General features: G+C 41.8%; 13 protein-coding genes. 6 read left to right on the top strand and 7 right to left on the bottom strand.

All coding sequences use genetic code 11. The annotated features are described in order from the left end of the window. Nucleotides 1-20: 20 nt before the first annotated feature. On the top strand, nt 21-488 hold the full coding sequence (locus tag FERRO_RS08355) for a DUF1178 family protein (RefSeq protein WP_056930401.1): 468 nt from the start codon (nt 21-23) through the stop codon (nt 486-488). On the opposite strand, the gene ygiD is transcribed toward FERRO_RS08355, so the two are convergent. Beyond that, complete coding sequence (gene ygiD, locus FERRO_RS08350) at nt 485-1261, bottom strand: 4,5-DOPA-extradiol-dioxygenase (RefSeq protein ID WP_152975733.1); 777 nt, start codon at nt 1259-1261, stop codon at nt 485-487. The genes FERRO_RS08355 and ygiD overlap by 4 nt on opposite strands. A gap of 76 nt (nt 1262-1337) precedes the next feature. Between ygiD and lexA the strand changes: the two genes are divergently transcribed. After that, nucleotides 1338-1943 (top strand): transcriptional repressor LexA, encoded by a 606-nt coding sequence (gene lexA / locus FERRO_RS08345; protein ID WP_056930399.1) that lies wholly within the window; start codon nt 1338-1340, stop codon nt 1941-1943. 11 nt (nt 1944-1954) lie between these two features. After that, complete coding sequence (locus tag FERRO_RS08340) at nt 1955-2464, top strand: hypothetical protein (protein ID WP_056930398.1); 510 nt, start codon at nt 1955-1957, stop codon at nt 2462-2464. A 586-nt stretch (nt 2465-3050) separates the two neighbouring features. On the opposite strand, the gene FERRO_RS08335 is transcribed toward FERRO_RS08340, so the two are convergent. Further along, entirely contained in the window at nt 3051-4280 is a 1230-nt protein-coding gene (locus FERRO_RS08335; protein ID WP_056930055.1) for an IS256 family transposase, read from the bottom strand. 48 nt (nt 4281-4328) lie between these two features. Beyond that, entirely contained in the window at nt 4329-7001 is a 2673-nt protein-coding gene (locus FERRO_RS08330) for an Rne/Rng family ribonuclease (RefSeq protein WP_056930397.1), read from the bottom strand. A gap of 369 nt (nt 7002-7370) precedes the next feature. Here FERRO_RS08330 and FERRO_RS08325 point away from each other — a divergent pair, with 369 nt between their 5' ends. Together FERRO_RS08325 and FERRO_RS08320 are read left to right on the top strand one after the other, a co-directional pair. Continuing rightward, the gene (locus FERRO_RS08325) at nt 7371-8321 is read left to right on the top strand and encodes an RluA family pseudouridine synthase (RefSeq protein WP_056930396.1); all 951 of its coding nucleotides are present in this window, start codon (nt 7371-7373) and stop codon (nt 8319-8321) included. Further along, a complete protein-coding gene (locus tag FERRO_RS08320; protein ID WP_056930395.1) occupies nt 8318-8974 on the top strand; it encodes an HAD-IA family hydrolase in 657 nt (218 codons plus the stop codon). Before FERRO_RS08325 ends, FERRO_RS08320 begins: the two co-directional genes overlap by 4 nt. On the opposite strand, the gene FERRO_RS08315 is transcribed toward FERRO_RS08320, so the two are convergent. The 3 genes from FERRO_RS08315 to FERRO_RS08305 are packed head-to-tail and all read right to left on the bottom strand — an operon-like array spanning nt 8958 to nt 14032. Continuing rightward, nucleotides 8958-10124 carry an efflux RND transporter periplasmic adaptor subunit gene (locus tag FERRO_RS08315; protein ID WP_056930394.1) on the bottom strand — a complete coding sequence of 389 codons (1167 nt, stop codon included), beginning with the start codon at nt 10122-10124 and terminating at the stop codon, nt 8958-8960. The two genes, FERRO_RS08320 and FERRO_RS08315, sit on opposite strands and share 17 nt — an antisense overlap. A 14-nt stretch (nt 10125-10138) precedes the next feature. Beyond that, entirely contained in the window at nt 10139-13294 is a 3156-nt protein-coding gene (locus FERRO_RS08310; RefSeq protein ID WP_056930393.1) for an efflux RND transporter permease subunit, read from the bottom strand. Nucleotides 13295-13327: 33 nt separating this feature from the next. Further along, on the bottom strand, nt 13328-14032 hold the full coding sequence (locus FERRO_RS08305) for an SAM-dependent methyltransferase (RefSeq protein ID WP_056930392.1): 705 nt from the start codon (nt 14030-14032) through the stop codon (nt 13328-13330). 201 nt (nt 14033-14233) lie between these two features. On the opposite strand from FERRO_RS08305, the gene FERRO_RS10535 reads away from it, so the two are divergent. Then, nucleotides 14234-14362 carry a hypothetical protein gene (locus tag FERRO_RS10535; RefSeq protein WP_275044308.1) on the top strand — a complete coding sequence of 43 codons (129 nt, stop codon included), beginning with the start codon at nt 14234-14236 and terminating at the stop codon, nt 14360-14362. Between the two features lies 1 nt (nt 14363). Here FERRO_RS10535 and FERRO_RS08300 read toward each other — a convergent pair whose 3' ends face one another. Then, nucleotides 14364-14939 (bottom strand): Maf family protein, encoded by a 576-nt coding sequence (locus tag FERRO_RS08300; RefSeq protein ID WP_056930391.1) that lies wholly within the window; start codon nt 14937-14939, stop codon nt 14364-14366. Nucleotides 14940-14961: the final 22 nt, after the last annotated feature.

Here is a 14961-nt window from a genome sequence, read left to right as displayed (position 1 = left end):
GAGAAAAAAGGAACTTATAAATGATTGTTTATGACTTAAGTTGTCCATACTCCCATCAGTTTGAGGGGTGGTATGATTCCTCGGAAAGCTTTGAAAAACTACAAAGCCTAGGACTGCTCGCTTGTCCGATTTGTCAATCCCAAGAAATTAATAGAATACCTTCTGCACCATTTATTGGTTCCTCTATTACAAAGAATACCGATTCTCCTGCGGTTAAAGAAACTCCCGGTCAGCACACAACAACAAACAATATTGCCGTGCAAGGTGATTTAGAACAGTTGCGTCAACAAATTTTGCGGCTTATAAATTTAAGTTCTGAGGATGTAGGAAGTCAGTTCACTGAAATAGCAAAGAAAATTCATTATCAAGAAATTCCACAAAAGAATATACGAGGTACAGCCTCACTTGATGAACTACAAGAACTATATGAAGAGGGAATTGAGGTCATGCTGATTGGTAATCCTGGCGACTCTGAAGTTAAGCATTAACTTGACCATGATAAGCTCATCATACTGATACTAGATAAATCTACTCCTTCGCAAACAACTGATAAATTATCTTCCACCACACTCGCTCCAAAGGCTACAGACAAGGGAAGTAGATGTTCCAATGTGGGATGCGCCCACTTAGTTAGTGAGGGATAATCATTGAATAGATTAAAAAAGGAGTGATAATCTCGCCTTGTTAAGATAGAAAGGAGAATATGATCAAATTCAACTGCTCTAGGATCTGGCTTGGCGTGGATTGCCCAATTGGCAGCATAAAGATTATGCACACTATTGCCACTGGCAAGGATTAATATATTCTTTTCTCTGAGATGAGATATGGCTTGCCCTAGTTTGAAATGAAATTCTAAACCTTCATTTTGTTTGAGTGATAGTTGCAGTACTGGGATCACAGCCTGGGGGTAAATATATTTTAGTACAGCCCACGAACCGTGATCTAAGCCCCATGAGTAATCAAGAGAACAATTGAATTGAGCCAAGGCTTTACTCAACTCCACTGCCAGTTCAGGCGCACCTGGGGCAGGATAATTTTGTGCATATAATTCCTCAGGAAAACCAGTGAAGTCATGAATGGTTCTTGGTTTATCCATGGCCGTTACGGCCAATGTTTTGCTAACCCAGTGGGCCGAAATACATAAAATAGCCTGTGGGCTAAGGTTGCTTAACCCCAAATGTTGCCAGGATGTTGTGTGAGAGGAGGGGGTAATAGCCAACATCGGGTTCCCATGACCTATAAAAAAGACGTTATTTTTCAATTTACTACCTCATAATAAGTGAATCAACTTGATTTATTTACAGTACTGTATAAAATAACAGTTACAGGAGGTTTTTATGAGCGCTCAACTCACCGCAAGACAAAAAGAAGTTTTTGATTGGATTTACCAATATCTAGAGACCTCAGGTGTGCCGCCCACACGAGCTGAATTATCTCATGCGATGGGATTTAAATCACCCAACGCCGCCGAGGACCACTTAAAGGCTCTTGCTAAAAAGGGAGTTATTGAGTTAATTCCTGGCTCCTCTAGAGGAATTAGAATTAAAGAGTTAAATCTAGGGATTCCCTTGGTGGGACGTGTGGCCGCGGGATACCCCATTTTGGCTGTAGAAAATATAGAACATCATTACCGCATAGACCCAAATATGTTTAAACCAAAAGCAGACTATTTATTACGTGTTAAGGGTATGAGTATGAAAAATATTGGCATTCTCGATCAAGACTTGTTAGCTGTGAGTCAAATTCAACAGGTCAGAAATGGTGATGTGGTGGTAGCAAGAGTTGACGATGAAGTAACCGTTAAACGATTTAGACAAAATAAAAATATAGTTGAACTCATACCAGAAAATACTGAATTTAATATCATTGAAGTGGACCTTAAAAAACAGTCTTTTAATATTGAAGGTTTAGCTGTAGGTGTTATTAGACAAGGACAACTTTAGAGGAATCAAACATGTATACCCTTACAACACTTATTTATTTCTTAGCCAACAGTGCAGTTAAACTGATGGATATTTTGTTTAATCCTAGCATTGAGTCCGATGATGAAGCCATTCGCTTTTTTAATGCACATCACAACCAGTATTTGATGGCTGGAAGTAGTCATGATTTTAATATTAACTTACTCTTTAAAGAAGTATGTGATTCGTTACTTAAGAAAAAACAATGGCTTATTTTTGTGGTGAAAGAACACCAACAAGCAGATGCCAGTAACCTAATTAATAGGTTGAAAACAACAAGACATCAAATTGTTTCTATTAAATCTAATGAGGCAAAGTGGTGGGCTACAGAACAAGCTTTGGCTAGTCAACATTGCGCTGCGGTGGTTATATTTGATAGTCAGTTTGACAGTCATAATGAAAAGTACCAACAACTCGCACAAGCATTCACAGCAAGTCGACTTATTGTTATTACTGATCCTATCCAAGAAAACCCTAAGATGATATTTAAAAAAGCGGCGTAGTGAGCTCGGTGCTTCTTTATAAAATGGTTATGACTCTTAAATAGTTGGTTTTCTAATGAGTGTTCGTTAACCCGAACGTCTGTACCAGATACTGTCCTTAAAAGTAGTATCTGGTTTTTCTTAATCTTTTTGTATAGTCGTTTCGATGGATCGTTCTGCTTCATCAGGCGATTTGACTGCGAACTCTCTGGTGGCTAACATGAGGTATTCTCGATCGCATAGATTGACCTCGATTATCCTATTAGCGTTATTTTCGTAGCCATAATCTATGCACAGAAATTAAGCCTGTGATTATTTTGTGCTCAGTGACTTCGAAGCAATGGACTAGGAACAGCAAGCTGTATTCCTCCATCCCACAATACCTTGATAGTCAATTTGCCCTCTGAATTCCTTACCTCTCTGACCAAGGATAGAATGGTTAAGTCTGGCAGTTTTAAACTATTTTGACAAAGTCACAACGGGTACGGTGTTAGCGTACCCGTTCTTGATACCGTCCTGAAGGACGGGGTGTTTGACACGCAATCGATTAAGATTGATCTTGTGTAGTTGATGGAGGGTGTCCTGGATTTTGTGTAAACGGAATTCATTAATGTTGCGGCATCCGGTCGTCAAACTGGATAGTAAACCGGTTTAGCGCCGCCTTCCAATCCCGAATGGGCATCGTCCATTTTTTGCTGATGTTTTGGATCGCCAGGTAGAACAGTTTCAGCAGCGCCTCATCAGTCGGAAACGAGCCACGATTCTTGGTGATTTTCCTCAGGCTCATGTTCAGCGATTCAATCGCATTAGTGGTGTAAATCACCCGGCGAATCTCCGGCGGATAGTCAAAGAACGGCGTGATGCGTATCCAGTTGCGCCGCCAGCTTTGGCCAATCGCCGGATAGTCTTTGTCCCACTTTTCCTCAAACGCCGTCAACTGCCGCTCCGCCTCATCCGCCGTGGCCGCGGTGTAAATGGCGCGCAGATCAGCGGCCACCTCTTTGCGCAGTTTCCAACCGACGTAATTCAGGCTGTAGCGCACCATATGTACGATACAAAGCTGAACGGCGGTCTTGGGAAACACGGTTTCAATGGCTTCCGGGAAGCCCTTCAGCCCATCCACGCAGGCGATGAAGATGTCTTGCACACCACGATTCTTCAATTCCGTGACCACCTGTAGCCAGAACTTGGCGCCTTCCGTTTGGGCGATCCAGATACCCAGTAATTCCTTCTCTCCATCGAGCTTGATGCCCAGCGCCAGATAGACTGCTTTAACGCGCACTGCGCCGTTATCCCGCACTTTTACATGAATACAATCCATATAAACAATTGGATACAGCGCATCCAGCGGCCGGGATTGCCACGCTTTGACTTCTTCGATGACGGCATCGGTCACCGCTGAAATCAGACTGGGCGACACCTCTGTGCCATACATTTCTTCCAGATGACCCTGAATCTCACGCACCGTCATGCCACGACCGTACAAGGACAAAATCTTGTCGTCAAAGTCTGTCCAGCGGGTTTGATGTTTGGGGATCAGTTGCGGCTCAAAGCTGCTTTGCCGGTCGCGCGGAATTTCGATAGGCAATTCGCCAAACTCACCTTTGAGCGTCTTGCGGCTGGTGCCATTACGGGCGTTGCCAGCGGTATTGGCGATGGGCTCATGCTTGTCATGCCCAAGGTGGGCTGCCATCTCGGCTTGCAGCGCACGTTCCACGACAGCCTTGGTGAGCTGTTTAAGCAAGCCATGCTCGCCCAGTATATCTTCGGGTTTCTGGTAGCCGGCCAGCAGTTGGTCAATCAAATCAGGCGAGGGGGATTTCTTTGTTACGGTCATGTTCACTTCCTTTTCAAAGTTAGGCAGATTTTCCTGCCAAATGACCGTTTACACAAAATTTCTTACACCCTCAGTTGATGGTTGTTTTATTGTTTCTACTTGTATTAAGGGCATTGATGTTGAATTACTGTGTGTTGCCTTAACCCTTCTCACAGGAGGTCGTTTTTCTACTGGAGCAACTACAGCATTCATCTCATCCCTAGGTTTAGTCTCTACAAAAATTAATCCAGCTTTCTCTGCGATATCAACTTGTAAGCGAATAGTGTCTTCTACTGAGATTCGAATACTGCTTGGTGCTGGAGGCTCGACTTCCGTAGGAGCTAATTGTTTCACTTCATTAGACTGAGTCGGTGACTCTATACTCTCTAACATCACTTCGTTGGTCATAGTGCTTTCAGCGTTATTAGACTGTGTCAGTAGCTCAGTACTCTCTGATACCACTTCGTTGATCACAGTACTTGGGGCGCTAAACAATGAGGTTTCTATCACAGGTTCAGCTATGTCATGGCTAGGTACCACATCAGCTACCTCAACTTCATGGGATGATGCCACGACAAGGTTAGGTTCATCACCACGCTCAAAGGTTGGGGTAATAGCCCCATTAAAGCGTCTACTATTACCTGATCGTTCTCTTCTGTTATTTCTTCTATTCCGTCTTGGCTTATTAGCTGCCTCTTTGACCTCGGCTGTTGTATTTTCTGTTTCAACAATAGGAGAAATGACTTCAGTGATTTCATTAAGCGGTGCTGTCACCACTTCATCTTCAGTTCGATGGGTGCGTCTTCTACTATTTTGATTTCTATTTTGACCTGCTAAGCCTTCAGTTGCTTGTGGTTGGCGACGTGTTTTTGGCGCTATATCTTTGTCTTGCGAATCATCCTTTAGCAGATTTTTTTCTTGAGAAGGTGCTTTATTATTTCGGTTGTTTCTTCTACGACGATCGTTTTGACGGTATTCGCCGTTGGATTCGCGTGTGCTCTTTTTAAGTAGTGGTTCTGGCTCTTCTACTTTCACTGGTTTAAACCAGCTAATAATAGTTGAGAAGAAGGATTGTTTTTTCTCAACGGATACATTTTGACGCACAGGTGTTGATTCAGCAGGAGCGGGTTGAGGGGGGGTGACTCCCTTTACCGCTGCTTCGATCTTAATTATTTTATTACCCGCTTGCGCTACATTTTTTTGATCTTGATCCGCTTCGGGTTCTTCCGCCAGTTGGTAACTGGGCTCCGATAAATCCATGTGATTGGCTTCATCATGCCTAATGCGAACGATATTATAGTTAGGTGTTTCTAAATGGGTATTAGGAATCAATACCACATGTACTTTAAGTCTTGATTCAATAGAAAAGACATCCGCCCGTTTTTCATTGAGTAAGAAGGTGGCCACATCCACTGGAACTTGAGCACGAATAATAGCCGTATTGTCCTTCATGGCCTCTTCTTGCAGTATGCGTAAAATATGAAGAGCTGAGGACTCGGTGTCTCTGATGAATCCTGTACCATGACATCTTGGACAGGTGGTATGACTACTCTCTCCAAGTGAAGGTTGTAAACGTTGACGGGAGAGTTCTAATAGACCAAACCTTGAAATTTTACCGGTTTGCACGCGGGCACGGTCATAATGCAACGCTTCCCTTAGTCGGTTTTCCACTTCACGTTGATTTCGCGGATTTTCCATATCGATGAAGTCAATGACTACTAGCCCACCTAAGTCTCTTAGACGTAGCTGTCTAGCAATTTCGTCTGCGGCTTCTAGGTTGGTGTTAAAAGCAGTGGTTTCAATATCACCACCACGTGTGGATCTAGCTGAGTTGACATCTATTGATACCAAAGCTTCTGTGTGATCAATAACAATAGCCCCACCGGAGGGTAAGTTAACCTCACGACGGTAAGCGGTTTCTATCTGATGCTCAATCTGGAAGCGAGAGAATAAGGGAACATCATCTTTGTAGAGTTTAACTTTATTGACGTTAGAGGGCATCACATGGCTCATGAACTGCCTTGCTTGCTCGTAGATACTTTCGGTATCAATCAGTATTTCACCAATATCAGGTTGAAATAAATCACGTATTGCCCTGATGACAAGGCTACCTTCTTGATAAATCAAAAAAGCACCTTTTTGAGACGTTGAAGCTGACTCTATGGCTTGCCACAAATGAGAGAGATAGTTTAAGTCCCACTGCAGCTCTTCTACGGATCTTCCTATCCCGGCGGTTCTAGCAATAAGTGACATCCCGGTAGGAATGTTTAGTTGATTTAATACATCCTTTAATTCTGCGCGCTCATCCCCCTCCACGCGTCTTGATACTCCGCCACCTTTTGGGTTATTAGGCATTAATACTAGGTAGCGTCCTGCAAGACTGATATAGGAGGTGAGAGCGGCCCCTTTATTACCACGCTCATCTTTATCTACCTGTACGATTAACTCTTGACCTTCCTTAAGTAAGGAGGCAATTTTACTACGTGAAAAATCACCCTCATCGTTTTGTAGGTAATTGCGGGCGATTTCCTTGAAAGGAAGAAAACCATGACGCTCTGCGCCATAATCCACGAACACAGCTTCTAGGGAGGGTTCAACGCGGGTGATAACTGCCTTATAAATATTGCTTTTTCGCTGTTCTCTACCAGCGTGTTCAATATCCAGATCAATTAGTTTTTGACCATCAACAATAGCTACTCTCAACTCTTCTGAGTGGGTAGCGTTAAATAACATTCTTTTCATACTAACTCCCGCGCGCAAGGCCAGGGAGGACAAAACCTAATCAACCAATATAGAGTAGTGTGGTTAGCTCGTAAATCCCTTCATCATGTAATAGTAAGGTGATGTCATAAGTTGTTGTCTTTTTTGCCGATCCTTCGAACAACCGAAGGACTATAAATTCTCTGTATTACTTGCACGCTAAACAAATCAATCACTACTTATGGGTGAGTGAGATTAACCTTAAAAAATAAATTATTTGATATCAAATGACTTAGCAATGATAATGTCATACATACATCATTGTTTATTTATATTTTCCATCTTTTTTATTTAGTTATCAAACTATCTTCATAAGACTGTTTGATAACAATAAGTTGTATTATAAGTTAAATGCACGCCTTAAGCAAAAATTCAGTTGAACTTTTTACCGCCGACGAAACGGTGGCCAATCAAAGAATTGATAATTTTTTGATCAGTCACCTAAAAGGTGTTCCTAAGAGTCATATCTATCGAATTATTCGTAGTGGAGAGGTACGGGTAAATTCAGGACGAATCGATCAAACTTATCGCTTACAAATAAACGATAAAATCCGTATCCCTCCTGTAAAAATTATAAAAAATATTGTTACAAATCATCATATTAAAAAGGATAGTTTGTCTAAATTATCAGTAATATATGAGGATGACTATGCTTTGGTTATTAATAAACCTTCCGGCTTGGCCGTTCATGGTGGCAGTGGAATTAGCCTGGGATTAATAGAGCAATTAAGATTACAGCGCCCTGATCAAAAGTTTTTAGAATTAGTTCATCGTCTTGATCGTGATACTTCAGGGGTCATCATTTTAGCTAAAAAAAGATCATTTTTAACAGGTGCTCATGAGTTAATCCGTCACGGAATGATGACAAAACACTATTTGACCTTTGTTAAGGGAGTTACTCAACCCCAACAAACCATCCGTTTATCTCTTTTGAAGTCTGAAAATACCCATGGTGAGAGGCAAGTGAGAGTTAACCCTGAGGGGCAAGAGGCGGTAACTAAGATACAAACCTTAGAGCACTTTAGTGAAGGTAGTTTTTTAAAGGTGAACTTGATCACTGGAAGAACTCATCAAATCAGGGTACATTTATCCCACATTGGCCATCCCTTGGCGGGTGATGATAAATACGGGGAGTTTAAATGGAACAGAGAATTACAGCAGAAATGGCAGTTAAAACGTTTATTTTTACACGCCACCTCCCTGTCTTTTATTCATCCAATTACTCATGAAAAAGTATTTTTTGAGGCGCCCTTGGCTGAGGATTTACAACGTTTTATTAATCAACTTAATGTAGCAAGATGATGACAACAATTAAATTAGTAGTTTTTGATTGGGATGGAACGCTACTAGATTCTACATTACATATTGCCAACTGTATCCAGAGAACCTGTCACTCCCTTCAATTACCCATCCCGGACAGCGAGAGAGCTAAATTTGTTATTGGTTTAGGCTTAATAGAATCCATCCGATATGTGGTTCCTACCCTAAAATCTTCACAGGTTCCTGAATTTATTGAGGTATTTCGATCATACTATCTCCCCAGTGAACCCCAATTATCATTGTTTTCTGGTGCCAGAGAATTGCTAGATCTGTTAAATCAACGTCATAAGATTTTAGCTGTTGCAACAGGTAAACCCCGACAAGGACTAGATCGATCTCTACTAAACAATCAACTTGAAGGGGTTTTTTCTTTCACCCGCTGTGCCGATGAGTCAAGGGCTAAGCCCCATCCTGAAATGTTGGAATATTTAATGGACAGGGCAGGAGTCTACCCCCATGAAACTCTAATGGTGGGTGATACCACCCATGATTTACAAATGGCTCACTATGCAAAAGCCCATGCTATCGCCGTATCCTATGGCGCCCATTCAGTAAACTTATTAAAGAAAGAACCTCATATTTTTATGGCTCAATCCTTGATTGAGCTCAATCATTGGTTTAGTGCGAGCCTTTAGCCACTACCGGCACCACCAAAGCCCCTTCATAAATGGAATCAGAAGGATTCAATACCACAAGATCCCCCCGATTTAAACCAGAAGTAATTTCAAGTTCGGTACCAAAGTCATCGCCAACGGTCACTTTTACTAAATGAACATGATGCGTTTGATCCACAATAGCCAATTGTTGACCCGCGGCATTGGCAATGAGTGAGCTGGAACTCACTATTAAGGCAGGGTAATTAATATGGACTGGTATATGGGCTTCTGCATAGCCACCAGTTGGTAGTTGGTGATTAATATTAGGTACTTGTATTTCGGTTAATAGTGTTTTGGATGATTCATCAAGGGCCCCTGCATTGCGTACAATATTACCCATAACATGTTTACCCATAGCCTCAGGCAAAGTAATGCTCACTTGGGCGCCATCATGAATGAAAGCGGCTTGTTTTTGCGCTACCGTAACAAATAAACGTAAAGTATCTGTGGCTGAAATTTTAAATAGCTCGCCGTTATTGCCAGTCATACTAGGGGAGACCAATTGTCCTTTTTCTACATTTCTAAAGGTAATCAAACCACTGAAGGGGGCACGTATTTGTTCAAAGGCTTGAAGTTTTTGTAGGCGATTAACGTCCGCTTGATCTGCACTCACCTCAGCTTCCCGAGCAAGTTTAGTGGCTAACTGTTCATCCACTAATTGTTTTGAGACATATTGTTTGTCTAATAATTGAGCGTAACGAGTATAAGTTGTGTTAGCAATCTGGTAATTGGCTTTAGCTTGCGCTAGGATAGCTTTAGCATGAGCCAATTGCTGGTCTACATCAGGACTGTCCACCACAGCTAGTAAATCACCTTCTTTTACCTTGGCACCAATATCGACTAACCAATTGGTTACATAGCCTGTGGCCTGTGCATAAATATTGGTTTCTCTGAAGGGTTGCAGTGTGCCAGGCAAAACAATTTCTTGGTCAGGTTTTTCATCCTTAGCAGGAGCCACTAACACAGAGGCTGCAGCCATCACTTTGGCTCGGGGTTTACTGTGAAAAAGGCCAAAACGATTAATAAGCGCTATCACTATTAATAGCAAAAACACCATCGCAACTACTAAAATCGGTTGACTTGCTTTAAATAAACGTTTGAATAAGCGAGCGATGAAATGATTAATCATAAAAACCTATATCCTTAAATAACTTCATGATGCATCGTGGCATTATTAAACTGATAACCACGTTTGATCATGGTAGATTTAATCCAAGTGAAAACCACTGGAACAAACACCAATGTAGAGAGAGTCGCGATCAGTAAGCCGCCAATCACCGCCCTACCAAGTGGGGCGTTTTGTTCTCCTCCTTCGCCAAGCCCTAACGCCATGGGTATCATGCCAATTAACATGGCCGAGGCGGTCATTAAAACAGGGCGCAGACGAGTAAAGCCAGCTTCAATGGCGGCTTCTAGAGGAGTAATTCCAGTACGTAACCGATCGTTAGCAAAAGTCACCACTAAAATACTATTAGCAGTGGCCACTCCTAAACTCATAATGGCTCCCATTAATGCTGGAACACTAAAAGAAGTATTAGTAGTGAAGAGTATCCAAATAACCCCACAAATAGCCCCTGGCAGAGCAGTGATAATGATGAATGGGTCCATCCATGACTGAAAATTCACGACCATTAAAAAGTACACCACCATGGCTGCGACGATAATACCAATACCCAACCTGATATAGGCTTGGTTCATGCTATCAACCTGTCCTCTCATAACAAGTCTCGTTCCAGGAGGGAGGGTGGGAATCGTTTGATTGATAATAGCAGTGATTTTTGTGGACACCGACCCCAGATCCTGATCTTCTACATTAGCGTAAATATCAAATACGGGTTGAATATCATAATGACTAATGACCAGTGGTGATTCGCTTCGGTTAAAGCTGGCTACATTGGAGAGTGGCTCATAACTGCTGTTACCCACTCCCGGTAAATTAATACTCATTAACTGATTAAGATTGGCAATCTTGGCTTGCGGTGTTTGTACAGCAATGGGATAGCCCACCCCAGATTTAGGGTCAGGCCAGAGATTATAAGTAATGGTGGAGCTTGAGCTCAAGCCAATTAATACATTGTTGGCCACATCACGCTCTGTCAAGCCTAAATCTGCTGCTCTGTTTCGGTCAACCACCACATTAATTTGTGGGGCATTGCGAACTTGGAAACGATGAACATCGGCAGCACCCGGGATCTTGGCAATTTTTTGTTGTAATTGGTCAGCGATGGCAGGGATGCTGGGGTTGAATCCTGCTATTTGTAAGTCAATTGGGGCGGGTACACCAAAGTTGAGAATTTGGCTTACGATATCAGCAGGCTGAAAGAAAAAGGTAACACCGGGGAACGCGGCCGGTAAAATTCGCCTTAATTCCCTCACGTAATCAGGCGTCGTTGTTTGATGATCTGGTTTTAAGGAAATTAAAATCTCGCCATCATTTGAACTGATGGTCGGGGTATCGGTAAAGGCCAGATTAACAGACTGAGGTATCCCTATATTATCTAAGATGAGGTTTAAATCTGCTGCAGAGATGGACTCTTTGATTGTTTTCTCCACGTTAGCATAGACTCGTTCGGTTTCCTCAAGTCGAAGACCCGCAGGGGCATTAACATGGATACGTATTTGCCCAGCATCGACCACAGGAAAAAAATCGCGACCGATAAAAGGTAATACAATGAGGGTGGCGACAACGATAAAGGCGCTGGTTACTAAGACGTTTTTCTTGTGGTGCAAACATAACTTTAGAAATTGAATATAATGATTTCTTAGTTTTTCAAAATACCGTTCAAAAGCTTGATGAATAGGGGAGTCATGGGGGCCACCCAACTCGTTGGGTAGTAAATATTTGACCATCACCGGTACCAGTGTTCTGGATAATACCCAAGAGGCTAACATGGCATACACCACAGCCAGTGCCAATGGAGTAAAAAGGTATTTGGCTGGGCCATTTAAGAATACCACTGAGACAAACACCACACAAATAGACAGTGTTGATACCAGTGTGGGAACAAATATCTGAGAGGCGCCGAGTAAAATGGTGTCCTCAACGGATAAGCCTAATTCCGCGTTACGATGAATGTTTTCTATTTCTACAGTGGCATCATCCACTAAAATCCCCACTGCCAAAGCCAAGCCGCCAAGGGTCATAATATTTAACGTTTCACCAGTTAAATAAAGAATAATCAGAGACGTAAAAATCGATAAAGGAATGGAGACCACTACAATAAAAGTACTACGTAAACTCCCTAAGAACAGTAGGATCATGCCAGCGGTTAATAAGGCGGCGGTTAGACCTTCCACTAAAACACTTTTAATAGCCGCTTTGACAAATATCGATTGATCAAATAATTCTTCAATATGAATATCGGGGTATTGTTTTTTTAGACCAGGAATGAGCTCCTTAATACCGTTGACCACATCGAGGGTTGAGGCTTGTCCAGTTTTAAGAATGGTTAACAATGCTCCTCGTTCTCCGTTAGAGCGAACAATGTTGGTTTGCACCCCAAAGCCATCTCTAACATGAGCTACATCACGAATGTAGATCCAGTTGCCATTCACCTTCTTAATAGGCAAGTTATTCATGGACTCAATATTGGTGGGATTCATGTTCATGGCCACCACATAATCGGTAGCGCCAATTTTAGCATCACCGGTAGGCAGACTTAAGTTCTGATTGTTAAGAGTATTGTTAACATCATTGGCTGTAATACCCTTAGCCATCATTGCTGCAGGGTCAAGATCAACTTGGATTTGTCTAGGTTTTCCCCCATAGGGCAAGGGTAAGCGTGTACCCTTCACCGGAGCGATAGCGGTACGTACTCTATAAATACCAAAATCATAGAGTTGCGATTCATTTAACTTGTTACTGGAGAGAGCAAGTTGCAACACGGGGACACTTGAGGCTTCATAACGCAAAATCAAGGGAGGGACCGTGCCTTGGGGCATGCGTCTGATGATGGTTTGCGAAATTGAGACCACCTGAGCCACAGCCTCTGCAATTTTGACATTTGGCTGAAAGAAAATTTTAATAGAATTCACTCCATTTAAGGTTTGTGATTCTATTGAACGCACATCATTGACCCCAGCTGATAATGAGTATTCGCTGAAGGTGGTAATGTATTTTTCCATTTGCTTGGGTGGCAAACCACTGTAAGTCCAAATAACACTGACCACTGGGATATCGATATTCGGGAAAATATCCGTTGGGGTTTTTTTAATGGCAGTGGTACCTAGAATCACAATAAGGATTGCTAGAACAACAAAGGTATAAGGGCGTTTTAATGCTAATCTAACTATCCACATAATATTTATCTAATTAGTAACCTTACTATCTTATCATTGTGCTAGAAATAGATAAATAGCTGGTGATTTTTCTAATACCATTGGTGTTAAGCGCCACTGCCTGATGGTTTTAGTTTGAGTAGTTTGTCCCTTCGCCGTTACATTAAAAGAAACCGTTAATAAAGTCTCAACATGTAGAACTGATAGTAGGGTGTTAAACATAACTTGATTGCGGTAAGGAGTTTCAATAAATATTTGCGTTTCTGAATGCTGTTTTGAGCGTTTTTCCATTAATTGTAGCTGTTGTCTTTTCTCATCTTCTTTGACTGGTAAATAACCACTGAAACAGAAGCGTTGACCATTTAGTCCGCTTGCCATCAATGAGAGGATGATAGAGGAGGGCCCAACGAGAGGCACCACGGTTATGTTTTTTTTCTGAGCGAGGGCCACGAGTTTAGCTCCTGGATCCGCCACAGCAGGGCAACCGGCATCAGACATTAGTCCAATTGAGTGTGATTGACTCAGGGGTGAGAGCATTAACTCTAATTCTTTTTCATCAGTATCCTGACTTAGTTCTGAGATCAATAGTGACGATATGGGTTTCTCAAGATTTAACCCCTTCAGATGTTTTCTGGCTACTTTTGCATTTTCCACAACAAAATAATTGAGCTCTTTCATGACTAAAAGCGTCGCCTGAGGCAAGGTGGTCAATTGTGGATCCTCAGAGACAGGGACTGGGATCAGATATAAAGTCGGCATATTATTCATAAAATTCAATAGGTTAATAAATATTATTGGGTGTGAACAAAAGCTATTGTGTTAGTCATAATAGGGGATTATCTTTAATATAAGAAATACTTTTAATTTATATAACTTTTTCTTTTACATTAGGGTGTGAACTGTGAAACAATGAATCAAACAATAAAAAAATCATGCATCTATTTTTGGAGGATAATCATTATGTTAGAAACACTCACAGCCATTGTTTTCATTAGCGCTATTGTCTTTGTTGCCATGACCGGTAAACGTAGTGAAGATGAAAAAACTGATACAAATACGAGCACGAACACTACTGATGTTAAAAAATAAGTCAAAGTAGCTCAACACCACATTGAATCAAAAACTCTACAGTTTTAATTAGGGGAAGTCCGATAAGAGCACTCGGGTCATCGCTTTTGACCCACTCAACTAAAGCGATACCGAGTGACTCTATTTTTCCGCTTCCTGCGCAATCAAAGGGTTTATCTTTTTCTAGATAGGTATGAATCATTTTGTCCGTAAGGTGTTTATATTTGACGCGGGTTTCCACTACCGAACTAAATTCTATCGATTGACTTAGACAGACTACCGCCAAACCACTGTAAAAAACCATCTCCTTGCCACTGGCGTTCGTTAACTGATTTACAGCATTACTATAATTGCCAGGTTTATTAATAAGCTGGCCAGCCAAATCAGCACATTGATCGGATCCAATGATCACTGACTGTGGGAATTGCTGAGCTACAGCCCTGGCTTTTTCAATGGACAATCGATGGGCAAGATCTCTGGCTGACTCACCACTACTAGGTGTCTCATCAATAAAAGGTGAAACACACTCAAAAGAAAGGTGTAAACGTTCGAGCAATTGTTTTCTGTACGGAGAAGATGAGGCTAAAATTAATGACATAGTCACCTGTTTTGTTTAGTTT

The sequence above is a fragment of the Ferrovum sp. JA12 genome, assembly GCF_001431705.1.
Classification (GTDB): domain Bacteria; phylum Pseudomonadota; class Gammaproteobacteria; order Burkholderiales; family Ferrovaceae; genus PN-J185.
Note: the sequence above shows the minus strand (reverse complement) of the source record. Positions and strands in the feature narration are given on the sequence as shown.

Bases quoted from the DNA above. Each gene is read 5' to 3' on its own strand.
- FERRO_RS08355 (WP_056930401.1), top strand. From the start codon at position 21: ATGATTGTTTATGACTTAAGTTGTCCATACTCCCATCAGTTTGAGGGG.
- lexA (WP_056930399.1), top strand. From the start codon at position 1,338: ATGAGCGCTCAACTCACCGCAAGACAAAAAGAAGTTTTTGATTGGATT.
- FERRO_RS08340 (WP_056930398.1), top strand. From the start codon at position 1,955: ATGTATACCCTTACAACACTTATTTATTTCTTAGCCAACAGTGCAGTT.
- FERRO_RS08335 (WP_056930055.1), bottom strand. From the start codon at position 4,280: ATGACCGTAACAAAGAAATCCCCCTCGCCTGATTTGATTGACCAACTG.
- FERRO_RS08330 (WP_056930397.1), bottom strand. From the start codon at position 7,001: ATGAAAAGAATGTTATTTAACGCTACCCACTCAGAAGAGTTGAGAGTA.
- FERRO_RS08325 (WP_056930396.1), top strand. From the start codon at position 7,371: ATGCACGCCTTAAGCAAAAATTCAGTTGAACTTTTTACCGCCGACGAA.
- FERRO_RS08320 (WP_056930395.1), top strand. From the start codon at position 8,318: ATGATGACAACAATTAAATTAGTAGTTTTTGATTGGGATGGAACGCTA.
- FERRO_RS08315 (WP_056930394.1), bottom strand. From the start codon at position 10,124: ATGATTAATCATTTCATCGCTCGCTTATTCAAACGTTTATTTAAAGCA.
- FERRO_RS08310 (WP_056930393.1), bottom strand. From the start codon at position 13,294: ATGTGGATAGTTAGATTAGCATTAAAACGCCCTTATACCTTTGTTGTT.
- FERRO_RS08305 (WP_056930392.1), bottom strand. From the start codon at position 14,032: ATGCCGACTTTATATCTGATCCCAGTCCCTGTCTCTGAGGATCCACAA.
- FERRO_RS10535 (WP_275044308.1), top strand. From the start codon at position 14,234: ATGTTAGAAACACTCACAGCCATTGTTTTCATTAGCGCTATTGTCTTT.
- FERRO_RS08300 (WP_056930391.1), bottom strand. From the start codon at position 14,939: ATGTCATTAATTTTAGCCTCATCTTCTCCGTACAGAAAACAATTGCTC.